Below are 21,926 nucleotides of genomic sequence, written 5' to 3' on the forward strand. Positions count from 1 at the left end.
CTCGGCGGGGTCCCCGCCGTTCACCCCGCCGACAGGGCCGGCGCAGGGGGCGCGAAGACCTCCGAGCGGACCCCCGTCGCCAGATTCACGACCGAGGCCGGAAGGTGGGCCGGCCTGGCCGGACGGCCCTTGGCCGCCGGATGCTCGCCGAACACGGCGGTGGTCAGGGCGAGCCGTGGGGTGTACACCGACTGCCACAACGTCCGGGTACCGGGACCCGTGCCCGCGCCGCCGGTGTACGTCGGCTGCGGCCCCGCGGAGGCCTGCTTCGCCATGACCGCGGCCATGCCCGGCGCCATGGCCGAGTGTCTGTCCGGGTGGGCCGTGTAGACGGTACGGCCGCCCCGGGTGATCCGGGCCACCGTGTACGGCGTCGCGTACGTGCCGTCCGCCGCCGCCGTCGCGTACGCCGAGGCCACGGCCATCGGCGTCGGCGCCGCGGTGTCCGGCAACCGGGTCAGCGGCGCGCCGAGCCATCTCTTGGCGAACGGCCGCAGCGCCGTACCCGCCTCCACCGCGCCGGACAGCGCGTCGTTGAAGGGCTGGTGGGCGTAGTCCTCACCGCCGTACAGGACGCGGACCGCGCCGTCGCCGGGGACCATGGCGATCACGGCCGCGTGCAGCCGGGTGTCCTTCGGCAGGCCCAGCGCGCGCCCGCGCTCACGCACCTGCTCCGAGACCGCGTACTGCGTGCTCAGATCGAAGGTCGTACGGACCGTGTAGCCGCCGCGCGCCAGCTGGTCCTGTGAGATGCCGAGGCGCCGTGCGGCCTCCGCGGCGGCCGCGTCGATCAGGTACTGGCGCTGGCCGTCCGAGGCGCCGGGCGGGTAGAAGCGGAAGGCCGGGAAGGCGGCCGAGGAGCGCTGCGCGAGCGTGATGCCGCCCGAGGAGCGCATCGCGTCCAGGACCCAGCGCCAGCGCTTCTGCAGCGTCGCGGTGACCTTCGCGTCCGAGCCGGCCCGTTCGTAGTACGTCGGCCGGTTGATGATGGCCGCGAGCGCCGCGCCCTGCGACACCGTGAGGTCCTTGGCGTCCACGCCGAAGTAGTTCCGGGCCGCCGACTCGATGCCCGCCGCGCCCCTGCCGAAGTACACGGTGTTGAGGTAGCCCTCGAGGATCTGGTCCTTGGAGCGGGTGCGGTCCAGCTTGAGGGAGATCAGCGCCTCGCGGGCCTTGCGGGTCAGCGACTGCTCGGGGCTCAGCAGGGCGTTCTTCACGTACTGCTGGGTGATCGTCGAACCGCCCTGGCGCTCCCCGCCGGACACCGTGGCCACGGCCGCTCGGACGATCGCGCTGGGCGAGACGCCCGAGTCCGTGCGGAAGGAACGGTTCTCGGCGGCGATCACCGCGTCCTGGACGTGCCGGGGCACCTGGGAGAGGTCCACGTCCTGCCGGTCCACCGGCCCGCGCCGGCCCAGGTACTCGCCCCCCGCGTCCAGGAAGACCGTGCTCTGGCTGACCGTCTCCGGATGCGGGGCGGGAATCGTCGTGAGCTCGTACGCCACCCAGACCGTGCCGACGAGCGCGAGGAACAGCGCGAGCAGGGCCACGAGGACCCGCCGGACCCAGCGGCCCCGGCGGCGGCGCAGATGCACGAGAAGACGCTTCACGAGCCCACCCCGCCCCGTGCCAGGACCTTGCCGTTCGCGTCGTACACCGTGACCCGGGTGTCCAGCAGCATCCGCTTGTCCTTGGCCACGACGAACCGGGTGGTCGCGTACCAGACGTCCCAGCCCGGGTCGCCCGCCAGCGTGAGCACTTTCCCGGGGACGCGGCCCGAGGGTGTCTCCACCTCGACGCGGGCGGCCGGTCCGCCGCCGTGGTGGACGCCGGACAGCAGCAGCCGCCCGTCCACCACCTCCAGCCGCAGGGTGACGGCCGGGGTGCCCGAGGAGAGCCCCGCGACCGGCAGGAACTCGCCCCCGCCCTTCGGCGCCGACCAGTGAGCCCCGTCCTTGGTCAGCCACAGCTCCGTCCCGGACAGCGGCCGTACGCGTTCCCCGGCCGCCACCACCCGCACGGCCCCGGCGGCCACGGTCTTCCCGGGCGTCGCGGACCCGGACCCGGCCCCGCCCACCAGCCGCCAGGTGACGTAGCCGAGCGGGCCGAGCACCAGCAGACAGCAGGTCAGCAGCGCCGCGATCCGGCGCCGGCGCCGCCGTGTGCGCCCCTCGCGCTCGATGGCGGCGAGCGGGACGGGCGTGCGGGGCGCGTCGTCGGCGGCCGAGACGAAGGCCTCGCTCAAGTCGCCGGGTATCGGCTCCGGTTGTTTGCGTTTCATCCTGCCCCCAGGGCCTTCAGCCCCCGTCGTTCGTACGACTTCACCGCGCCGACCGACCAGCCGAGCATCTCGGCGATCTCCAGCCGGCCCAGGTCCTCGCCCAGGCGCAGGACCAGCACCACTCGCTGGCGGGCGGGCAGCGCGGCGAGGGCGCGGGCGAGCGCGGCCCGTGGGGCGGGCCCCGTGCGGCGCGCCCGGTGGCCGAGATGGCGGCGCACCAGCAGGCGTCGTACGTAGAAGTCGGTGTCGTCGCCCGGGATGCGCCGCCAGTGGGCGTACGCGTCGGACAGGGCGGTGCGCGCCAGGGCGTCGGCCTCGGCCGGGTCGCCGGTCAGCAGGTGGGCCGTGCGCAGCAGACGCGGCCAGGCCGCGGCGGCGTAACCGGCGAACTCGGGGCGGCGGCCGGGGCGGTGGGCGCGATGGCGGGTTCGGTGGCCTCGGTTCACGTCGGCGCGCCGCCCGCCCTGGTGCCGGCCTCTGCGGGGAGCAGGGCACGGGCGGCGGGACGGCGGCGGTCGGCTCTGGTCGTCATCGGGTTCCCCTTGCGATGTGTTTCGATGTGCGGCGTACGGGACCTGTACGCACCGCGAAGCGGTCCGGGTTGCACGGCGGTTCGGGGAAATTGGGGCACCGATGGCAGGGGCGGCATGACCGAGGACGAGTTCGACGCGTTCTACGCCGCCGCGTTCCCCCGGCTGACCGGCCAGCTCTACGCCTTCACCGGGGATCACGGCGAGGCGCAGGACGTTGTGCAGGAGGCGTTCGTACGGGCCTGGGACCGGCGGCGCGACTTCCTCGCGGACGGCGCGCCCGAGGCGTGGGTCAGGACCGTCGCGATGCGGCTCGCCATCAGCCGGTGGCGCCGCGCCCGGCGGTGGCTGGAGCTCGTCCGGCGCACCCCGCCGCCGGAGTCGGTGCCCGGGCCCGACCCCGAGCACGCCGCGCTCGTCTCCGCGCTGCGCACCCTGCCCGAGGCCCAGCGGATGGCCGTCGTCCTGCACCATCTGTGCGACCTGAGCGTGGAGCAAGTAGCCTCGGAAACCGGGGCCCCGGTGGGGACGGTCAAGGCCCGGCTGTCCCGTGGCCGCGCGGCACTGGCGCGGGTGCTGGCCCCGGGCGAGGGGGAGAGGGAGGGCGACCGTGTCCGATGACCGCCGCTACGACGCCGACCTCCCCGGCACCGGCCTCGAAGGCACCGGGCACGCGGGTGAACTCTCCGGTGCGCTGCGCACGCTGGCCCAGGACCACCAGGCCGCCCCGCCCGTCCCCGGCACCGAGATCCGCCGCCTGGCCGTACGGCGCGGCCGTCGCCGGCGTACGACCGCGGCGGTCGCCGGGATCGCCGCCGCGGCGGCCGTCGCCGTCACGCTTTCCGCGGGCCTGCGCCACGACTCCGGCTCCCCCCGCCGCACCGTCCCGGCCACCAGCCCCAGCCTGCGCCCCAGCCCGGCCACCAGCCCCAGCCCCAGCCCGCGCCCCAGCCCGGCCACCAGCACGCCCGTGCCCGCCGACGCCGTCGTCGACCTCACCGGTATGACGATGGCCGTCGACGGGCGGGTCATGCCCGTCTCCTCCGGCGTCGCCAAACTGCCCACGCCCACCGGCCGGTTCACCGTCATCGCCAAGTACCTCAAAGGGGAGCCGAAGACCGACGACGGCGTCGGCGGCAGTGTGTCGGGGCCGAGCGCTCCCTGGACGATCGAACTGCTCTCCGCGGACAGGAAGCGGACCACCTTCATCGACGCCCTCACCTACGACACGAAGGCCCCCGGCCACTACGCCACCACCGGCGGCTGGATCAGCCTGCACGAGGCCGACGCGAAGTGGCTGTTCACGCGGCTGGACAAGGGCTCGGTGGTGCTGGTGACGGGCCGGGCGCCACAGCTGCGGGCCTTCCCGTCGGAGTCGCCCTAGGGGCGGGCCGGGGCGCCTCAGACCTGGGCGCGGCCCTGCCTGCGCACGTCCGCCAGGCGCAGCGCGCCCATCTGGACGGCCGCCTGGGTCGCGTCGTTCGGTACGTCGCCGAGCCCGCCGTTGGTGAGCGCGAAGGCGTCCTCGCCGACGCGGACGGCGGCCACGTCCATCGTCAGCACGGACTCCTGCCCGTCGTCGGTCGTGGTGGCCACGGTGACGCGCAGCCCCTGGCGCACATCCCCGACCTGCGGCAGCGGGGCGTCGGTGACCTGGACGTCCTCGATCAGGCCGGTCTCCGTGTCGGCCGTGAACTCGGCGCACTGGACCGGCATCGTCTGCAGCCAGCTCAGCTCGGCGTCGACGTCCTTCGGCAGGCGCGTCCCGATCTGGTAGCGCAGCTGGGCGTCGGTGTCGGTGTCGTCGAGGCCGACGGCGGCCCGGGCGGGGGCGCCGAGGAGTTCGTCGCTGTAGAGGGCGTCGAGCAGCCGCTGGCACTGCCCGGCCGAGGTGGTGGCCTTCAGCAGGCCGTCCCGCCAGGTCGCCGCCCCGCCCGTCGCGGACCAGGGGGCGCCGAGGTCCGCCTCCGTGAGGAGCGCGGCCCGGGCCTGGGCGTCGGTGAGCGCCGCGCCGTCACCACGGGCCGACTTCTTCGGCTTCGGCGAGGACGAGTCGATCGTCGGGAGGGGCTGCTCGGCGGTCGGCGGGTGCTCCAGGCCGAGGGTCGCGCAGCCGCCCAGGGTGAGGAGGCCGAAGGCAAGAGCGGCGAGCGGGCGGACGCGGGGGCGTATCGCAGCGGTCATCGGGGTGCCTCCTGGGCGGGGCGCGGTAGTGCCTCCTCTCACGGCACCATCGCCCGACCCCGCTCACCAGCGCTCCGGGCCGTCCGGGTGAGGGGCCGCGGGAAAACCCGTGGCCCGCGCGGCGGCAGCGCTGTTACCGTCCCGCCATGCAGCGCGCCCAGCAGTGCCCGAAGAGCACGACGACGCCGGAAACCGTCCCGGCGCGCTGACTCCTGACCCAGCCGAAAGCCCCGGGGCGAACGCCCCGGGGCTTTCCGCACGCACCGCCACCGGGATGTTCGCCTCCCTCACCGAGGAGACGCCCCATGAACACCCCGATGCACGACCGGCTGCCCGACCACCGCCGCCTCGGCCGCGAACTCGGCCTGTTCGACACCGACCCGCTGATGGGGGCGGGCCTGCCCTACTGGCTCCCCGACGGAGCCGTCGTACGCCACACCCTGGAGGAGTACATCCGGGAGGCGGAACGCGCCGCCGGATACCGGCACGTGTACTCCCCCGCGCTCGGCAAACGCGAGCTGTACGAGATCTCCGGGCACTGGGACCACTACAGCGACGACATGTACCCGCCGATGGACCTGGGCGCGGAGGAGGTCGTCCTGCGCCCCAGCCTGTGCCCCCACCACGCCCTGATCTACCGCTCCCGCTCCCACAGCTACCGCGAACTGCCGCTGCGCATCGCCGAGCTGGGCACCATGTACCGGTCCGAACGGTCCGGCGTGCTCGGCGGCCTGACCCGGGTGCGCGCCATCCAGCTCAACGACGCCCATGTCTTCTGCACCCTCGACCAGGCCGTCGGCGAGGCCCGCGCCGCCCTGGAGCTGATCGGGCGCGCCTACGCCGACCTCGGCATCGAGGCCGTACGCCACCGTCTCTCGCTGCCCGGCGAGGGCGGCAAGTACGTGGCCGACCCCGAGCTGTGGCAGCGGGCCACCGCGCTGCTGAAGGAGGTCCTCGCCGAGAGCGGGGTGGAGTACGAGGAGGCGCCGGGCGAGGCCGCCTTCTACGGCCCCAAGATCGATGTGCAGATCGCGGACCCGGCCGGCCGCGAGTCGACCCTGTCCACCGTGCAGATCGACTTCCACCAGCCCGCCCGCTTCGACCTGCACTACATCGGCGCCGACGGCGCACGGCACCGCCCGGTGATGGTGCACCGCAGCATCATCGGCAGCGTGGAGCGGGCCGTGGCCCACCTGATCGAGTCCCACGGCGGGGCCTTCCCGGCCTGGCTCGCGCCCGTGCAGCTGGTCGTGCTGCCGGTCGCCGAGGAGCAGGCGGAACGGGCGGAGGCGGTGGTCCGGGAGGCGCGGGCGCTGGGCCTGCGCGCCGAACTCGCCGCCCCGGAGCAGGGCACCCTCGGCGCCCGGATCCGCGCGGCCCGCCTGGTCCCGTACCAGGCGGTGATCGGCGAGCGCGAGGCCGGGGCCGGGCTCGCGGCCCTGCGCCTCAGGGACGGGCGCCGCCCCGGAGCGCTCCCCGTGCCCGAGCTGCTGCACCGGATCGCCGAACGGGTGGCGGCACGGGGCGCTGTTCTGTGGTCGTGATCTAGGGTCGGTCACGACGGAAGGAGTCCGCCGTGACCGGTCAGCCCATCCCCGTGATCATCGACTGCGACACCGGCGTCGACGACGCCCTGGCCCTGCTGTTCGCCGTGCGCCACCCGGGCCTGGACCTCAGGGCGGTGACCTGTGTGGCCGGGAACACCGACGTCGACGGGGTGGTTCACAACACCCTGACCGTGCTGGAACAGGCGGGCGCCCCCGACATCCCGGTGGCACGGGGCGCCGCCCGCCCGCTGATCGAGCCGGCCCGCTCGGCCCGGCATGTGCACGGCGTGGACGGCATGGGCGACCTCGGCCTGCCCGCGCCCAGACGCGGCCGTGCCGCCGTGGACGCCGTGACGCTCCTGTACCGCGAGATCCTGGGCTCCCCGACCCCGGTCACCTTGATCCCGACCGCACCGCTCACCAACATCGCGCTCCTGCTGCGCACCCATCCGCACGTGACGCGGAACATCGAGCGGATCGTGTTCATGGGCGGCGCGGTCGCCACCGGAAACGCCACGCCCGTGGCCGAGTTCAACGTCTGGCACGACCCGGAGGCGGCGGCCGTCCTGCTCACCGCCGGGGTGCCGATCACCATGTACGGGCTCGACGTGTTCACCCGGGTCGTCGTCCCGGGCGCGGACGTACGGCGGCTGCGCGAGAGCGCGGAGCCGGGCACCCGGCTGGCCGGTGAGCTGCTGGCCCACCGCCCGTCCGCGCCCGACCCCGACGGCGACGACCCGGCCGGCGGCCTCGGCGACGCGGGCGCGGTGTGCGCGGTCGCGGACCCGGCCGGACTCACCACCCGTCTGCTGCCCGTCGAGGTCTCCCTCGCCCCCGGCCCGACCAGGGGTCAGACCGTCGTCGACCGCCGGCCGCGCCCGGGCGAGTCCGAGATCCACGGGGGTGCCCGCGAACAGGCCCTGGTGGACGTGGCGTTGGACGTGGACGTGGACCGGTACGTGAAGCTGTACCTGGAGACGGTGGAGCGGGGCTAGGGCGCGTCGGACGTGCCGGACGGCGGCCCGGAAGGCAGACCGTCGTCCGGCGGAGGCGCCCACCGCGACATGTCGTCCGGCGGGATCGACGGCGCCGGAGTCGGCTCCGGCGGCCTGAAGGGCCCCGCGTGGTTGTGCATGAGGAGGAGCATCACGCCGGCGAAGACCAGGGTCAGCACGATCAGCGTCAGCCCGACGGGGTTGTCCGGGTTGTACTCGTAGCGGTTGGTCCCCAACTCGCTCCGTTTGAAGACCGGTTCGTCGTCGTCGAAGGGCACGAGGGGATTCTCTCCGCAAGGACAGGTGGCCGTACACCGTCGAAGGTTCGCTTTCCGGGCAATGTGGACAGAGTCTGTACAGTCCTCCTTCTGAAGGGAGCCCGTATGGCAGACCTCTCCTCCCGGAACCCCGACTGGTGGCGCCAGGCCGTCATCTACCAGGTCTATCCGCGCAGCTTCGCCGACGCCGACGGCGACGGTCTCGGCGACCTGAGGGGCGTCACCCAGCGCCTGGACCATCTCGCCGTGCTCGGCGTCGACGCCCTGTGGCTCAGCCCCTTCTACCCCTCCGAACTAGCCGACGGCGGCTACGACGTGGCCGACCACCGGGACGTCGACCCGCGTCTCGGGACCCTGGACGACTTCGACACGATGGTCGCCGAGGCCCACCGGCTCGGTCTGAAGATCGTCGTCGACATCGTCCCCAACCACACCTCGCACCGGCACCCCTGGTTCCAGGAGGCCCTGCGGGCCGGCCCCGGATCCGCCGCCCGCGAGCGCTACGTCTTCCGGCCCGGCCGCGGCGCCCACGGCGAACTCCCGCCCACCGACTGGCAGTCGGTCTTCGGCGGCAGCGCCTGGCGGCGCCTGCCCGACGGCGACTGGTACCTGCACCTCTTCGCCGCCGAACAGCCCGACCTGAACTGGGAGAACGAGGAGGTCCGCGCCGACTTCCGCACCACCTTGCGCTTCTGGTCCGACCGGGGCGTGGACGGCTTCCGCATCGACGTCGCCCACGGCTTGGCCAAGGACCTCACCGAGCCGCTCCGGCACGTCGGGGACCTGGACGCGACGGGGGAGGATGCCCTGCGGCGGGTGGAGCCCGGCACGCACCCGTACTGGGACCGCGACGAGGTCCACGAGATCTACCGCGACTGGCGCAAGATCTTCGACGCCTACACCCCGCCGCGGACCGCCGTCGCCGAGGCCTGGGTCCCGGACACCCGGCGCGCCCTGTACGCCCGCCCGGACGAACTCGGCCAGGCCTTCAACTTCGAGTATCTGCAAGCCCATTGGGACGCCGACGAGCTGCGTGAGGTCATCACCGGCTCGCTCGCCACCGCCCGCACCGCCGGAGCCTCGGCCACCTGGGTGCTCTCCAACCACGACGTCGTCCGCCATCCCTCACGGCTGATGCTGCCGCCCGGCACCGACGAGAACGCCTGGCTGCTCTCCGGCGGCCGGGCCCCGGCGATCGACCCGGAGGCCGGCCTCGGCCGGGCCCGGGCCGCGACCCTGCTGATGCTGGCGCTGCCCGGATCGGCGTACGTCTACCAGGGCGAGGAGCTCGGCCTGCCCGAAGCCGCCGATCTGCCCACCGAGGTGCTGAAGGACCCGATCTGGGAGCAGACGGGGCACGTCCGCAAAGGCAGGGACGGCTGCCGGGTGCCGCTGCCGTGGACGACGGCAGGACCGTCCTACGGCTTCGGGCCCGGGGCCGCCTGGCTGCCGCAGCCGGCGTCCTTCGCGTCGTACGCCGTGGAGGCCCAGGCCGGTGCCGAGGGTTCCACCCTGGAGCTGTACCGCACCGCGCTCAGGCTGCGCCGCAAGCTGCTGGAGGGAGAGACGCTGACGTGGACGCCCGGCGCCCCGGCCGGGGTGCTGGACTTCGCCCGCACCGGAGCCTGGCGGTGCGTCACCAACCTCACCGCGGATCCGGTGCCGCTGCCGCCGGGCGAGGTGCTGCTGAGCAGCACGCCGCCGAGTCCGGCGGGAACCCTCCCGCCGGACACCACCGTCTGGCTCGGCTAGCCGACCGTCGGGCTCGGGCTGGGGCCCGGCGAGGCGCCCCCGCCTCCGTTGCCGCCGGCGATGCCGTCGATGTCCACCGGCTTCGACGTCGCGTTCGGCGGCGGTGTGAGCACCACCTGCGGCTGGCCCGCCGGCGGGGGCGGCGGGGTCTGGTCGGAGGCGGGCAGCTTCGGCGGAGTGGTCTGCTGGAAGATGGTCTGGTCGAAGTCGACCAGACCGGTCTTCTCCATCACGGTGATGTGGTCGAGGACGGTGTCGTTGGCCTGGTCGGCGAGGGCGCGCACCAGTGAGTTCTTGGTGGTGGACCGGATCTTCGCCACCGTGTTGAAGATCGAGCCGTGCGTCATCCGCAGGATGTTGGCGAAGTCGCTGTCGAACTTCTTGCCGCTGTCCGACTTCAGCGTCGTGACGAAGCCCTCCTGCTGGGGGCTCGCGATGTTGGGCAGCGTGATGTTCAGCATCGGCGCGATCTTGCGGCACGTGGTGTCCAGCGCCGCGTGCCCGTCGACCAGGTGCTTGCTGGCCTCGATGACGCCCTTGGTGGTGCCCTTCTGCAACCCGATCTGCCCCACCGGGTACTCCCACAGTCCGGCCGCCCGCACCTTGACCACGAAGTCCCGGTCGCCCTCGGTGAGCGGCCCCCACTGGGTCTGGGCGATGACCCGCGACGGCGAGCTGGACACGGTGCTCACACCGAGCATGCTCGGGTAGGCGAGTGCCGCGAGGGTCAGGGCCATCGCACCGCCCACGAAGAGAGTTCCCGTCGCGTTCCGCGAAAAGCGCACCGTGCCTCCTGCCCGGTCGTGGATCCCGCCTGGAGGCGGTGGGGACACAGGGCAGTACGGATGCGGAGGCGATTCGTATCGGTGGTGTCGGTAAAAAATCTTCCGGCACCGGTGGCCGGGGGGCCGCCCGTGTGCGGTTTCACCGCCCGCTCCCCGGCCCGCAGTTGGCGAAAGGTTGACCATTCCTCGGGAGAAGGCAGGGGAAACGCGGGCCTACATTCGCCGCATGCCCCCACAGCCACCCCCCAGAATGCCCGCCGCGCTTCCCGTCCTGCCCTACCGCAAGCCCACCAAGGGCCGCGACTACTGGGTGCTGGACGATGTCCTGCCCGACGTCGACGCCGTGCGCGAGCGGTGTCTGGCCAAGGACGACTGGGTCGAGGGCTATCCGTACACCTCCGAGACCTGGCCGGGGCTGCGTGCCATGCCCGGTCTGGAGCCCGGTGAACTCGGCCGTATCGAGGGGCTGGTGAAGAAGGCGACCGGGGCGAAGGAGCTGTGGGTGCAGCAGGCGCCCGGCGGCGGCACCCTCAACCACAACTGCGTCCAGGTGGTCGGCGAGGGCGAGAGCGAGCCCCGCCCGCACACCGACTCCCGCGCGCTGTGCCGGTACGCGGCCGTGCTGTACCTCAACCCGCGCGTACCCAAGGACTGCGGCACCAGCTTCTTCCGCCAGTCCCTGCCCGGCGGCCGACTCGGCGGCAACGTCGTCCAGGCCCCGCACAACAACCTCGTCGAGGCCCTCGGCACCCGCTTCGTCGCCCCGGACGCCTTCGAGGAGGACGTCCGCGTCCCCCACAAGTACAACCGCCTCCTCCTCTACAACGCCAACCTCGTGCACAGCGCGACCGGGTACGTCGGCAAGGAGCTGGAGGAGAAGCGCATGACGGCGGTGTTCTTCTGGATGGCCTGAGCCGCTAGGCCTTCCGGGAGGCGGCCGGCAGGCACTTGCCCAGGGTGACGAAGAGGAGCACCAGGCCCACGGTCAGCAGGACATGGCCCAGACCGGCGATGCCGGCGACGGCCGCCCCGCCGTCGTGCCCGAGCACCGTCAGGGTTCCGTGCAGGGTCATCATGGCGACGGTCACCGCCAGACCGGCGTTGTAGATCCAGAAGAACCAGCCGAACAACCGGTGGTCGGTCAGCGTGAACTGCTTTTCCAGCGCCAGGACGACGAGGAAGAACAGCATGCCGAGCGCCAGCACATGGGTGTGCACGACGGCGAGCTGGGTGGTGCCGTCGAAGTCCTCGGCCTTGGTGAGTTCGCGGTAGTACAGACCGCTGACCAGCCCGATGATCATGTAGATGTGGGCGGTGTTGAGGATCTTCCGCATCGGCGATTTCCCCCGTGAAGTCGCGTCGGTGTCGCCCCCCACCTTGCGCGCGGCCCGTTCGGGCATCAACGATGAACCCGATAACGAGTCATAACCGTCGGCTAATGGGTCGGAAGAGGCGCGCGTGGAGCTCCGCGACATCGAGACCTTCCTGACTCTCGCCGAGGAGCTGCACTTCAGCCGCACCGCGCACCGGCTTCATGTCACCCAGGCCCGGGTCAGCCAGTCGATCAAGAAGCAGGAGCGGCTGATCGGCGGCCTCCTGTTCGAACGCACCAGCCGTGCGGTGCGGCTCACTCCGCTCGGCGAGCAGCTGCGACGCGAACTCGGCGCCGGCTACCGGCAGATCATGGACGGCGTCGCCGCGGCGAGGACCGCCGCCCGTGGGACCGGCACCCTGACGGTCGGCACCATCGGCCCCCACTCCTGGATGCTGTCCGATGCCGTGGCGCTTCTGCGGACCCGCCTCCCGGCGGTCCAGGTGCGCTTCCGTGAGATCCAGCCGCCCGCCCCGCTGGACCTGCTCCGCTCCGGCGACGTCGACATCGCCGTGCTCTGGCTGCCGGTCGAGGAACCGGACCTCACCGTGGGCCCGGTCATCCACACCTCGCGGACGCTGCTCATGACGGGAGCGTCTCACCCGTACGCCCGGCGGGACGCCGTCCGCCTGGAGGACCTCGCCGACTGCGTGTTCGTGGCCAGTCGCTCGCTGCCCGCCTACATGGAGGAGGCCCTCAACCCCTTCCGCACTCCCTCCGGTCGCCCCGTCCCGCGCGGCCCGCAGATATCCACGTGGCAGGAGGCCCTCACCGCCGTGGCCACCGGGCAGGCCGTCGCCTCGGTGTCGGGCGACATAGCGGACTTCTACCCGTGGCCCAACCTCGCCTTCGTCCCGATCGTCGACGCCCCGCCCGCCCGATGGGCCCCGGTCTGGCGCACGGCCGCGGAGAGCCCGCTCGTCCGCTCCTTCACGCAGGCACTCTCCGACGCGCCGCCGACTACCGGCGAAGACTGCTGGTGCGCGTTGCCGGCGCCGGCCTCGGGTGCCGATGGGGCGTGACTGCCGCTGTCACTCACTTGGACGCGAGTATCACGATGACCACGACGACGATGACCGCGACACAGGCGGCGTTTTCTCCAGCGGATTGACCGCTGTTGATGCTGCAACTGATGGATCCTCCGCCTCCGCCGCCGTCACCCCAGTCGCCGTCCGGGTCCTCGTCGAACCGGCTTCCTCCTATGGGAGTGATTCCAAGGCGCAGGGGAGGCCAATCGGGTGTCGCGGGCCGAGGGCGCCTGAATTCGATGGGCCTGGGCAACTCGTCATCGCTGAAGAGCCTGTGCGCGTCTTTGGCCGCGGCGATGATTCGGCTTCGAAAGAGGTCGGACTCGTCCGCTCGCTGTCCCGCCAGCGCCACCAACGCCGAGAAGAGGTCCGACTCCGAGCGCTCGAGTGCGCCCCTTACCCGCTCGGACAGCCCAGAGGAATCCTGGACCGCCTGTTCCAGCCTTTCGGACATCCCCTCCGCGCGAAGCGCCCCATGGCCGATCAGCCGGGCGGTGGCGTAGGCCCATCCGATCGGCCCCGGCATGGCTTGCACGATCGGATAGCCGCCCTTGCACGCCTCGTCCAGATCATCGGCCGAGACGGCTTGACGCCCGCTCCATTCGCGCACGTACCCGAGCAGCTCGCGGAGCTCCGCATCCTGCCGGGAAGCGCGCGCCAAACAGTGGGCGACTTGAAGGAGGTCGATACGCGTCCGGCGGGGGTCTTCGTCGCCCCTGGTGAATCGGTCGAGTATGGCTTGAGCGTGCTCCAGAGCGGCGTCACTCGCCATGTCCCCTCCAGTGGATTCTGGTTTTCCACGTCCGGAGGACTGTTACATGAGGCCGGTCGGGGGAGGAGGGGAATGGGTAATTCACCTGCCTTTCATTTCCTGGCAGTAGCAGCTAGCAACGCTTGATGAAGTTGTTGGACGATACGTTTCCTTGGTGATGGGCCCGCCCGTTGGTGCCCGATTCGGGCCGCGATCTTCGAGATACGCGCCGAAGTGGGTGCGCAAAGCCGTGGAGTCGGCCGGTCCAACCGCTGCGTACCCCTTCTCACGGGTGGCGTGTCCCTGGTGATCGGCGATCGCCGTGCGTCAGGATGAACCGGTGAACGATCAGATAGCCGAGCCCGCCGCCCAGCCCGCTGCGTCCCTCGATCCGCTGCCCGTCCGGGTGTCGCAGGGCCTGACCATCGGGGCCCTGCTGCTCGCGGCACTCGCCTGGGTCGTGCGGGGTGTGTGGGAGATCCGGCTGGCCGTGGCGGGTGAGCCCGCCTCGGGGCCGCCGGACCAGGGGAACGGGGTGCACCGGCCGCTCAACGGGCTGGAGGACTCGTACCACCTCGTCACCTCCCTCGGGGGCGGTGTCGCCTTCCTGTGCGCGCTGCTCTTCCTCGCCTGGCTCTGGCGGGTGCGGGACAACGCGCGTGCGCTGTCGGGGCAGACGCCGAAGTACGCCGGGATCTGGGTCTGCTTCGGCTGGATCGTGCCCATCGCGAACCTGTGGTTCCCGCGGGGGATCGTCGCCGACGCGTACCGGACCACGGCACCCGGGCGGAAGCTGCCCGTCTCGGTCAACGTGTGGTGGGGCTGCTGGCTGACCGGGATGCTCAGCGGGGTCGGGATCGTCTACCGCGACTCCACCGACGAGATCATCGCGCGGGCCTACGACGAGGTGTGGCCGCTGCTCCTGTCCGACGCCGCCGTCGTCGGCGCGGCCGTGGCCGGCGCGTTCGCCGTACGGGCCGTCACCGCCGTACAGCTGGAGCGGATCGCGCGGGGGCGGGGTGCCGTGACCACGGAGGCCGCGGCCGGCGAGGGCTGAGAGCGGGCCGCCGCGCGCCGTGCGGGTGGTGGTGCCCGGCGGTCCGGGAAAGGATTTCCCCATGACCACCATCGCCATCATCGGCGCCGGGCCCGGGCTCGGGGCAGCGGTCGCCCGGCGGTTCGGACGGGAGGGGTTCGATGTCGCCCTCGTCGCCCGGGACCGGCGGCGGCTGGACGATCTCGTCGAGGAACTCGCGGCCGACGGCGTCACCGCGCGCGGGTTCCCCGCCGACGTGCGCAAGCCGGAGGAACTGGTGGCCGCCCTGGCCGCCGCCGTCGGCGCGCTCGGCACCATCGAGGTGCTGCAGTACAGCCCGGTTCCGCACCGGGACTTCATGCGGCCCGTGCTGGAGACCCGGTACCGGGACCTGCTCGGGCCGATCGAGTTCTCGGTGTACGGGCCGGTCGCGGCGGTGCAGCAGGTGCTGCCGGGCATGCGGGCGCTGGGCCGCGGGACCATCCTGTTCGTGAACGGCGGGAGCGCCGCCGTACCGCATCCGGAGCGGGCCGGCACCTCCATCGCCTTCGCCGCGGAGAGCGCCTACGGGCACCTGCTGCACGACCGGCTCACCCGCGAGGGGATCCATGTCGCGCAGCTGGTGATTCCGGGAGCCATCACCCCCGGGCACGTGCGCAAGGACCCCGCCGTGCTCGCGGACACCCTGTGGGGCATGCACCGCGACCGGCACGGGTTCCGGCACTACGCCGACGACCTGGACAGCTGACCGGGCACGGCGGAGATCGCGTCGCCCTGCGTGAAGAGCGTTTGTAGGCCAATATGGTGCTATTGGCCGCATTGCTCTCTTCAAGGGGGCCTCCATGGCTGTCGAAATACCGTCGCTCATCAAGCCCTCCCGGCTCAGGAGCCGTGGCGGGCTGCTGGGCGAGTGCGTGGCGGAGTTCCTCGGGACCTTCGTCCTCATCTCCTTCGGCTGCGGCGTGGTCGCGATGGCGGTCGCCGCGCTGCCCGGTTCGGGCCGTGCGGCAACCCCGACGACGATCTTCCTCGCGGCCGGCGACTGGCTGCTGATCACCTGGGGCTGGGCGTTCGCCGTCGTCTTCGGCGTGTATGTGGCCGGCGGCGTCAGCGGTGCCCACATCAACCCGGCGGTGACGCTGGCGATGGCCGTGCGCCGCGGGTTCTCCTGGGCCAAGGTCGTGCCGTTCTGGTTCTCGCAGGTCGCCGGCGCGCTCACCGGGGCCGCGCTGGTCTACCTCGTCTACCACGACGCGATCAGCGCCTACGACCACGCCGCGCCGGGGCCGAAGGTGAACGGGCACACCAACGCCACGTTCTCCATTTTCGCGACCTTCCCGGCCCCCTACTTCCACGGCGGCATCTGGGGCCCGCTGATCGACCAGATCGTCGGCACGGCCTTCCTGCTCATGTTCATCGCTGCCATCGTCGACCTGCGCAACCAGGCCGTGAAGGCCAACCTCGGCCCGTTGATGGTGGGCTTCGCGGTCGCCGCCATCGGCATGTCCTACGGCGCCAACGCGGGGTACGCCATCAACCCGGCCCGTGACTTGGGGCCGCGGCTGTTCACCTATGCGGCGGGATGGCAGAGCCTGGCCTTCCCGGGCGCCGTGTCCGGCTCGTACAGCGGCTTCTGGTGGATCCCGATCGTCGGGCCGCTGGTCGGCGCCGTGATCGGGATCCTGGTGTACGACCTGTTCATCGGTGATGTGCTGGTCGTGCGCCAGCAGATGGCCGAGCTGCCCGAGCCCGGCCGTACGCGGGGCGTGGAGGAGGAGTAGCGACGGGCTAGGGGTTGTCCGTCTCCGTCCCCGCCCTGCGGGCCGCCGACGCGATCTCCTCCAGGGCCGCCAGATGGCGCTCGACGGCCCTGCGGCCGGTGAGCGTGAGAGCGGCCCAGGTGCGCGGGCGCTTGCCGAAGTAGCCTTTGCGGACGCTGACGTAGCCCGTCTTCTCCAGGGCGGAGAGCGTCTTGCTCATCGTCGAGTCGGACACCTGGCAGTAGTCCCGCAGCACGGCGAACTCCGCCTCGCCGCACGCCGAGAGGTAGGCGGCCAGTGCCAGCCGGGTGGGGTGGTGGAGTTCGCGGTCCAGGGCCGGGGGCTGAGGCGTCTCGCTCATGCGGAGGTCACCCCGGTCGCGCGCAGCAGGTGCTCCAGACCGCCGGCCAGGCCGAAGGCCACCATCCAGCCGGTCGTGCCGTAGGGGATCGCGGCGAGCATGCTCACGGCGATCGCGACGGTGACGGGCAGCCAGGCCCGCCAGCCCCAGCGGCCGGTCTCGCGGCTCGGCGTGAACCAGCGCGTCACCCCGCCGTGGTGCGCGCCGAGCCAGATCAGGGTGAAGAAGGCGCCGATGCTCAGCACCGCGCCGGTCGTCAGCCATGTCGCCCACTGCCGGTCGTTCTCGGCGAGGCCCAGCGCCGTGAAGCCGGCGGCGAAGGTCAGGGCCTGGCCGACGGCCCAGCCCCGGGGCTTGGTGCGCCGGTCGCTCGCCGTGCGTGCCGCGGCCTGGGCGGCCTGCGCGGCGGTGAGCGCGTCCTTCGCCTGCCGTGCGTCCATCGGTGCCCCCGTGCTGTCCATGTGTGTGCCTCCGGTGTGGAAGGGGCGGCCGGTCATGCCGCGCCCGTACACCGTCATCATGGATACTACTTTCCAAGAATGCAAGTACTTTCCGTGTCACCAGCCGGTGAGCAGCAGGTGGTTGAGGAGCAGGGCGAGGACCGCCTGGGCGGTGAGCCAGGCCCGGGGACGGGGCAGGTACGCGCACGCCGGGAGCAGCCACATCGCGAACGGCAGCCAGATCCGCTCGGTCTCCGCCTTGCTCATCCCGGACAGGTCGGCGATCAGCAGCGCCAGCAGGGCGGCGCAGACCAGCAGGGCCAGACGGGTGCGGGCGGGGTCGGTGCGGTGGGTGAGGGCGGTGGTGGCGCGGTGCAGGCCGGCCGCCGTCGCCAGGCCCGTGATCAGCGCCGTACAGGCCAGGTTGGCCCACACCCAGTAGCCGTAGGGGCGGGTGCCGCCGACGCCCTGGTAGTAGCGGGTCACCAGCAGGTGGTACGCCGTCCACCAGTTGAACCCCGCGAGCGTGAACGCCAGGGGTACGACCGCGAGTCCGGCGAGCAGGGCGAGCAGCAGCACCGGGCGCCGGCGCACCCGGGCCCGGCCCAGGAACAGCACCGCCGCGCCGATCAGCGCGAAGAGCGTGAGGCCGTACGACAGATAGCAGGTCAGGCCGAACAGCAGTCCGGAGGCGGCCGCCCACGGCAGCGAGCCGCGGGTCACCGCGAGGGCGAGCAGGGCCACCGACCAGGCGGCGACCGCCGCGAAGTACGCGTCGGCCGACGTGCCCAGCCAGACCGCCGCCGGGGCCAGGACCAGGAACGGGGCCGCGCGCCGGGCGAGCGCCTCGTCCGCCAGCGCCCGCACGGCGACCAGCACCGCCACACAGGCCGTCGCGCCGACGAGGACGCACCACATCCCGGCCCAGCCGCCGCCCCGCAGCCCCATCCGGTCCAGGAGCACGAAGGTGAGCGTGGCACCCGGCGGGTGACCGGCGACATGGGCCGGCCAGGGGCTCGGGGTGCCGCTGACGATGTGGTGGGTGAAGTCGCGCAGGGTGGCCGGGATGTCGTGGAAGCGGCCGATCACCCGGAGGTACTCCTCGCGGGTGGTGAGGCGGACCGCGATGCCCCGGTGCCAGCCGTCGACGAGGGCGAGGGAGAGGATCCAGGCCGTCGAGGCCGCCCAGGACACCGGGAGCAGGGCGCGCCAGGGCAGCCGGACGGCCAGCGGCGGCCCGTACGCCACGGTGGCCGCCGCGAGGAGCACGGCGGCCGGGGTGCCGGGGCCCACATGCGGGTCCCATTCGGCGAACACCGGCGGCCAGTGCACGAACAGGGTGTGACGGGTGAACTGGATGTGGCGGCCGACCAGTACGGCCACCGTCACCAGCAGCGCGGCGGCCGCGGCGGCGTACAGATCGCCGCGCAGGGCGCGGCGCGCCTCGGGGCAGGAGGGCGGCACGGCGGCCGGGGCGTACGGTGCTTCGGGGCGGGAGCGGATCACACCGGCACGCTAGGCCGCACGGCCCCGCGATGGCCGTCGCACGGGCCTGACGTCAGCGTTTCGTCATGGGTTGCGCACCCTTTCCCGGGTGTTTCGCGCTCGACGCGGCCGGGCGGCGCGCGTGGACGCCGTACGCGCGGGTGCCGGCTGTGCTGTCGGGGCTGCTGCCGCTCGTGTGGTTCCCGCTGGTCCTCGACCTGGTGGGCCCGCGCTACCGCATGGCCACCGGTCAGTCCGCGGACGTCTGCCCCGGCCGCCGGCTGCTGATCACCGCCGTGCTCCTCGGCGGCCCGGCGCTGCCGCTCGCGGTGCGGGCGCCGCGTGTGCGCAGGGCGACGAAATGGCGTTCGCCGGCCGTCCACCGAGCGGCCGTGTGCCATCCGGCCCGGTCCGCGATCCGGAGCAGGGCGGGGGTGCCGATCCGCGCCCACGAGAACGCCTCGCCCGCCCGCGCCCGTCCGTGGGCGACGTCGACGACCTGGACCTCGGCGCGTTCGTCGAGGTCCAGCGGCGCGGTCTCGGCGATCAACAGACCGCCGGGGCACAGCAGTTGACCCATCCGGTGCAGGAGCGCGCGGGGATCGCCGCCGATGCCGATGTTGCCGTCCATGAGCAGGACGGTGCCCCAACGGCCCTCGCCCGGCAGCGGGTCGAAGACCGAGCGGCGCAGCGCCTGGCCGCCGACGGTGACGGTGCGGGTGACGGCGGCCTCGCTGACGTCGACACCGAGGACGGTACGGCCCCGGGCGGCGAGCTCCGCCACCAGCCGGCCCGGACCGCAGCCGACGTCCAGGACCGCGCCCTCGCAGCGGTCCAGCACCGCCCGGTCCACGGCGTCCGCGCCGGCGCACCAGCGCTCCACCTCCAGCGGCAGCAGCCAGCCGTCGGCGCGACGCAGGAACAGCGGGCCGCGGCCGCTGCGCAGGGCGGCGGCGTACGGATCGGAGGCGGCCCAGGCGGGCGGGTCGACGGTGACGGTCATCGGGCGGCTCATCGCGCCGCCGTGCAGTCGGCCAGCCGCGCGGCGAAGCCGCCGTGCGGGGCGAGGGCGGCCACCGCGTGGGCGTCGGCGGCGGTGTCCACGTCCCGCAGCCGGGGCAGGTCCCGCACCCGCAGCCCGGCGGCGACCAGCCGCTCGCGCTGCACGGCCCCGGTCACCGGCGTGGACATCGGTACGCCCCGCAGCAGCGCGGGCTCGGGCCGGGCCAGGCCCAGCGCCCAGAAGCCGCCGTCCTCGGCCGGGCCGAACCAGGCGTCGCAGTCCGCGAAGTCCACGGTGAGCAGGTCCGGGGTGACCTGCGGGGTGTCCATGCCGATGAGCAGGGCCGGGCCGTGGCAGTGGGCGAAGGCGTCGGCGAGGCGGACGTCGAGGCCGCCCGCGCACTGCGGTACGACGTCGAAGCCGGGCGGCAGCCAAGGGCCCGGCCGGCCGTCCAGCACGAGGACCCTGCGCGTGGCCGGGGTGGCGGCCACGGCCCGCAGGGTGTCGACGAGCGAGGCTTCGGCGAGGGCGGCGGCCTGTCCGGGGGAGAAGGGGGGAGTGAGCCGCGTCTTGACCCGCCCGGGTCTCGGCTCCTTGGCGATGACGAGGAGGATGGTCATGGGGGCCTTCCTTGGCTGGTGACCGGAGTTAGGGCTGGGCGCGGCTGCGTACGGAGCGTCTGCGGCCGGCGGTGCCGCAACTCCCCACGGGCGCGGGGCTGTATCGACCTGCGGCTCCGCCGCGCGGGCGCGATCAGCCCCCACCGGCCCGCAGGTGCGGCGGCTCCTTCAGCACGCGGCTCATGTCCCGCACCGCCTGCCACGTCCCCCGCCACGTCCCCGTGACCTTCGACGTGCCGGTGCGGGGCAGGTACGGGACGTCGTGCTCGGCGATGCGCCAGCCCGCGTCGGCGGCGCGCACCACCATCTGCAGGGGGTAGCCGCTGCGCCGGTCCGTGAGGCCGAGGGCCAGCAGGGGTGCGCGGCGGGCCGCCCGCAGGGGACCGAGATCGTGCAGGCGCAGCCCGGTGCGGCGGCGCAGGAGGCGGGCGAGCGCGAGGTTGCCGGCGCGGGCGTGGGCCGGCCACGCCCCGCGGGCCTGTGGGCGGCGCCGGCCCAGTACCAGATCGGCCTCACCGTCCCGGATCTCGCGGACGAACGGGACCAGCCGCGCCGGGTCGAGGGAGGCGTCGCAGTCGCAGAAGCAGACCACGTCGGCGGTGGCGGCCAGCAGCCCGGCGTGGCAGGCGGCGCCGAAGCCCCGCCGCTGTTCGCGTACGACCGTCGCACCGAGGGCGCGGGCGACGTCGGCGGAGCCGTCGGTGGAGCCGTTGTCGACGACGAGGGCGCGCCAGCCGGCCGGAATGCGGGCGAGCACCCAGGGCAGGGCCTCGGCCTCGTTCAGGCAGGGCAGTACGACATCCACGTCGGGAGGGTGCGAGAAGGAGGCTGCGGTGGTCGTCACGGCGTTCACCCTACGAAGCGGAATCGGGGCAAAGGGGGCATCGGCTCCTTACGAAACGCGGACGTCCCAGAGGTGGCCGAGCCATGGCGGCGGCGGGGTGCCAGGGTGGAAGACATGCAGCAGCCGTACGCATCACCGCACGCCGGACCGGACACCGGGCAGCCCCGGGGCACCCGGGGCCGGATCCTCGTCGTCGACGACGACCCGACCGTCGCCGAGGTCGTCAGCGGATACCTGGACCGCGCCGGATTCGCCGTGGACCGTGCCGCCGACGGTCCGGCGGCTCTCGCCCTGGCCGCCGCGCACCGGCCCGACCTGGTGGTGCTGGACCTGATGCTGCCCGGCATGGACGGCCTGGAGGTGTGCAGGCGGCTGCGCGAGAGCGGCCCGGTGCCGGTGGTCATGCTCACCGCGCGCGGCGACGAGGACGACCGCATCCTCGGCCTGGAGGTGGGTGCCGACGACTACGTCACCAAGCCGTTCAGCCCGCGCGAACTGGTGCTGCGGGTGGAGTCCGTGCTGCGTCGCGCCCGGCCCGCCGTGCCGCGCGGCTCGCTCGGCGCGGCCGGTCTGACGCTCGATCCGGGCGCCCGCCGCGCCACCAAGAACGGCTCCGATCTCGCTCTCACCCTGCGCGAGTTCGACCTGCTCGCCTTCTTCCTGCGGCACCCGGGCCGGGCGTTCGGCCGGGAGGACCTGATGCGGGAGGTGTGGGGCTGGGACTTCGGCGACCTGTCCACCGTCACCGTCCATGTCCGCCGGCTGCGCGGCAAGGTCGAGGACGACCCCGCCCGCCCCCGGCTCATCCAGACGGTGTGGGGGGTCGGCTACCGTTTCGACCCCACCGGTGACCACGGGAAAGCGGATGACTGAC

At 73.2% G+C, this 21,926-nt stretch carries 25 protein-coding genes; 11 read left to right on the forward strand and 14 right to left on the reverse strand.

Features of this window, described 5'->3' with window-relative positions:
* Positions 1-20: 20 nt before the first annotated feature.
* From AVL59_RS00860 to AVL59_RS00870, 3 genes are read right to left on the reverse strand one after another with little or no spacing between them, the layout of a single operon-like run.
* Positions 21-1,610, reverse strand: a complete 1,590-nt coding sequence (locus AVL59_RS00860; protein ID WP_067299301.1) for a transglycosylase domain-containing protein — start codon at positions 1,608-1,610, stop codon at positions 21-23.
* Positions 1,607-2,281, reverse strand: a complete 675-nt coding sequence (locus AVL59_RS00865; protein ID WP_067299302.1) for a hypothetical protein — start codon at positions 2,279-2,281, stop codon at positions 1,607-1,609. The genes AVL59_RS00860 and AVL59_RS00865 overlap by 4 nt, the downstream gene beginning before the upstream one ends.
* Positions 2,278-2,727 carry a sigma factor-like helix-turn-helix DNA-binding protein gene (locus tag AVL59_RS00870; protein WP_067299303.1) on the reverse strand — a complete coding sequence of 150 codons (450 nt, stop codon included), beginning with the start codon at positions 2,725-2,727 and terminating at the stop codon, positions 2,278-2,280. Before AVL59_RS00870 ends, AVL59_RS00865 begins: the two co-directional genes overlap by 4 nt.
* Positions 2,728-2,928: 201 nt before the next feature.
* On the opposite strand from AVL59_RS00870, the gene AVL59_RS00875 reads away from it, so the two are divergent.
* Both AVL59_RS00875 and AVL59_RS00880 read left to right on the forward strand, forming a co-directional pair.
* Positions 2,929-3,432 carry a SigE family RNA polymerase sigma factor gene (locus AVL59_RS00875; RefSeq protein WP_067299304.1) on the forward strand — a complete coding sequence of 168 codons (504 nt, stop codon included), beginning with the start codon at positions 2,929-2,931 and terminating at the stop codon, positions 3,430-3,432.
* Positions 3,422-4,195 (forward strand): L,D-transpeptidase, encoded by a 774-nt coding sequence (locus AVL59_RS00880; RefSeq protein ID WP_067299305.1) that lies wholly within the window; start codon positions 3,422-3,424, stop codon positions 4,193-4,195. The genes AVL59_RS00875 and AVL59_RS00880 overlap by 11 nt, the downstream gene beginning before the upstream one ends.
* Before the next feature lie 17 nt (positions 4,196-4,212).
* Here AVL59_RS00880 and AVL59_RS00885 read toward each other — a convergent pair whose 3' ends face one another.
* Positions 4,213-4,995 (reverse strand): hypothetical protein, encoded by a 783-nt coding sequence (locus tag AVL59_RS00885; RefSeq protein WP_067299306.1) that lies wholly within the window; start codon positions 4,993-4,995, stop codon positions 4,213-4,215.
* Between the two features lie 305 nt (positions 4,996-5,300).
* On the opposite strand from AVL59_RS00885, the gene thrS reads away from it, so the two are divergent.
* Positions 5,301-6,539, forward strand: a complete 1,239-nt coding sequence (gene thrS / locus AVL59_RS00890) for a threonine--tRNA ligase (RefSeq protein ID WP_308281828.1) — start codon at positions 5,301-5,303, stop codon at positions 6,537-6,539.
* Positions 6,540-6,571: 32 nt separating this feature from the next.
* Positions 6,572-7,537: a nucleoside hydrolase gene (locus tag AVL59_RS00895; RefSeq protein ID WP_067299307.1), complete on the forward strand. Its 966-nt coding sequence runs from the start codon at positions 6,572-6,574 to the stop codon at positions 7,535-7,537.
* On the opposite strand, the gene AVL59_RS00900 is transcribed toward AVL59_RS00895, so the two are convergent.
* The gene (locus AVL59_RS00900) at positions 7,534-7,815 is read right to left on the reverse strand and encodes a hypothetical protein (protein WP_237281404.1); all 282 of its coding nucleotides are present in this window, start codon (positions 7,813-7,815) and stop codon (positions 7,534-7,536) included. The two genes, AVL59_RS00895 and AVL59_RS00900, sit on opposite strands and share 4 nt — an antisense overlap.
* Before the next feature lie 105 nt (positions 7,816-7,920).
* On the opposite strand from AVL59_RS00900, the gene AVL59_RS00905 reads away from it, so the two are divergent.
* The gene (locus AVL59_RS00905; protein WP_067299308.1) at positions 7,921-9,567 is read left to right on the forward strand and encodes a glycoside hydrolase family 13 protein; all 1,647 of its coding nucleotides are present in this window, start codon (positions 7,921-7,923) and stop codon (positions 9,565-9,567) included.
* On the opposite strand, the gene AVL59_RS00910 is transcribed toward AVL59_RS00905, so the two are convergent.
* The gene (locus tag AVL59_RS00910) at positions 9,564-10,316 is read right to left on the reverse strand and encodes a DUF4142 domain-containing protein (protein ID WP_067299309.1); all 753 of its coding nucleotides are present in this window, start codon (positions 10,314-10,316) and stop codon (positions 9,564-9,566) included. The genes AVL59_RS00905 and AVL59_RS00910 overlap by 4 nt on opposite strands.
* A gap of 262 nt (positions 10,317-10,578) precedes the next feature.
* Here AVL59_RS00910 and AVL59_RS00915 point away from each other — a divergent pair, with 262 nt between their 5' ends.
* Complete coding sequence (locus AVL59_RS00915; RefSeq protein ID WP_067299310.1) at positions 10,579-11,265, forward strand: DUF6445 family protein; 687 nt, start codon at positions 10,579-10,581, stop codon at positions 11,263-11,265.
* 4 nt (positions 11,266-11,269) lie between these two features.
* Here the strand turns inward: AVL59_RS00915 and AVL59_RS00920 are convergent, their stop codons facing one another.
* Positions 11,270-11,686, reverse strand: coding sequence for a DUF2871 domain-containing protein (locus AVL59_RS00920; protein WP_067299311.1), 417 nt, complete (start codon positions 11,684-11,686; stop codon positions 11,270-11,272).
* Between the two features lie 124 nt (positions 11,687-11,810).
* Here AVL59_RS00920 and AVL59_RS00925 point away from each other — a divergent pair, with 124 nt between their 5' ends.
* The gene (locus tag AVL59_RS00925; RefSeq protein WP_067299312.1) at positions 11,811-12,746 is read left to right on the forward strand and encodes a LysR family transcriptional regulator; all 936 of its coding nucleotides are present in this window, start codon (positions 11,811-11,813) and stop codon (positions 12,744-12,746) included.
* A 13-nt stretch (positions 12,747-12,759) separates the two neighbouring features.
* Here AVL59_RS00925 and AVL59_RS00930 read toward each other — a convergent pair whose 3' ends face one another.
* Positions 12,760-13,524, reverse strand: coding sequence for a hypothetical protein (locus tag AVL59_RS00930; protein WP_067299313.1), 765 nt, complete (start codon positions 13,522-13,524; stop codon positions 12,760-12,762).
* A gap of 319 nt (positions 13,525-13,843) precedes the next feature.
* Here AVL59_RS00930 and AVL59_RS00935 point away from each other — a divergent pair, with 319 nt between their 5' ends.
* The 3 genes from AVL59_RS00935 (at position 13,844) to AVL59_RS00945 (ending at position 16,320) form a co-directional block, all read left to right on the forward strand.
* Complete coding sequence (locus AVL59_RS00935) at positions 13,844-14,560, forward strand: DUF4328 domain-containing protein (RefSeq protein ID WP_067299314.1); 717 nt, start codon at positions 13,844-13,846, stop codon at positions 14,558-14,560.
* A 61-nt stretch (positions 14,561-14,621) separates the two neighbouring features.
* Positions 14,622-15,287, forward strand: a complete 666-nt coding sequence (locus AVL59_RS00940; protein ID WP_067299315.1) for an SDR family NAD(P)-dependent oxidoreductase — start codon at positions 14,622-14,624, stop codon at positions 15,285-15,287.
* A gap of 94 nt (positions 15,288-15,381) precedes the next feature.
* Positions 15,382-16,320, forward strand: coding sequence for an MIP/aquaporin family protein (locus tag AVL59_RS00945; RefSeq protein WP_067299316.1), 939 nt, complete (start codon positions 15,382-15,384; stop codon positions 16,318-16,320).
* 7 nt (positions 16,321-16,327) lie between these two features.
* On the opposite strand, the gene AVL59_RS00950 is transcribed toward AVL59_RS00945, so the two are convergent.
* From AVL59_RS00950 to AVL59_RS00975, 6 genes are all read right to left on the reverse strand, one after another.
* Positions 16,328-16,660, reverse strand: a complete 333-nt coding sequence (locus AVL59_RS00950; protein ID WP_067299317.1) for a winged helix-turn-helix domain-containing protein — start codon at positions 16,658-16,660, stop codon at positions 16,328-16,330.
* Positions 16,657-17,181: a hypothetical protein gene (locus AVL59_RS00955; protein WP_067299318.1), complete on the reverse strand. Its 525-nt coding sequence runs from the start codon at positions 17,179-17,181 to the stop codon at positions 16,657-16,659. Before AVL59_RS00955 ends, AVL59_RS00950 begins: the two co-directional genes overlap by 4 nt.
* A gap of 36 nt (positions 17,182-17,217) precedes the next feature.
* The gene (locus AVL59_RS00960) at positions 17,218-18,564 is read right to left on the reverse strand and encodes a hypothetical protein (protein WP_067316736.1); all 1,347 of its coding nucleotides are present in this window, start codon (positions 18,562-18,564) and stop codon (positions 17,218-17,220) included.
* Between the two features lie 271 nt (positions 18,565-18,835).
* Positions 18,836-19,588 carry a class I SAM-dependent methyltransferase gene (locus AVL59_RS00965; protein ID WP_079146463.1) on the reverse strand — a complete coding sequence of 251 codons (753 nt, stop codon included), beginning with the start codon at positions 19,586-19,588 and terminating at the stop codon, positions 18,836-18,838.
* 8 nt (positions 19,589-19,596) lie between these two features.
* On the reverse strand, positions 19,597-20,208 hold the full coding sequence (locus tag AVL59_RS00970; RefSeq protein WP_067299320.1) for a TIGR04282 family arsenosugar biosynthesis glycosyltransferase: 612 nt from the start codon (positions 20,206-20,208) through the stop codon (positions 19,597-19,599).
* Between the two features lie 133 nt (positions 20,209-20,341).
* Entirely contained in the window at positions 20,342-21,061 is a 720-nt protein-coding gene (locus AVL59_RS00975; RefSeq protein WP_067299321.1) for a glycosyltransferase family 2 protein, read from the reverse strand.
* Between the two features lie 105 nt (positions 21,062-21,166).
* On the opposite strand from AVL59_RS00975, the gene AVL59_RS00980 reads away from it, so the two are divergent.
* Positions 21,167-21,925 (forward strand): response regulator transcription factor, encoded by a 759-nt coding sequence (locus AVL59_RS00980; RefSeq protein ID WP_079146464.1) that lies wholly within the window; start codon positions 21,167-21,169, stop codon positions 21,923-21,925.
* The last annotated feature ends 1 nt before the right edge of the window (position 21,926 follow it).

It is taken from the genome of Streptomyces griseochromogenes, from assembly GCF_001542625.1.
GTDB classification, from domain to species: domain Bacteria; phylum Actinomycetota; class Actinomycetes; order Streptomycetales; family Streptomycetaceae; genus Streptomyces; species Streptomyces griseochromogenes.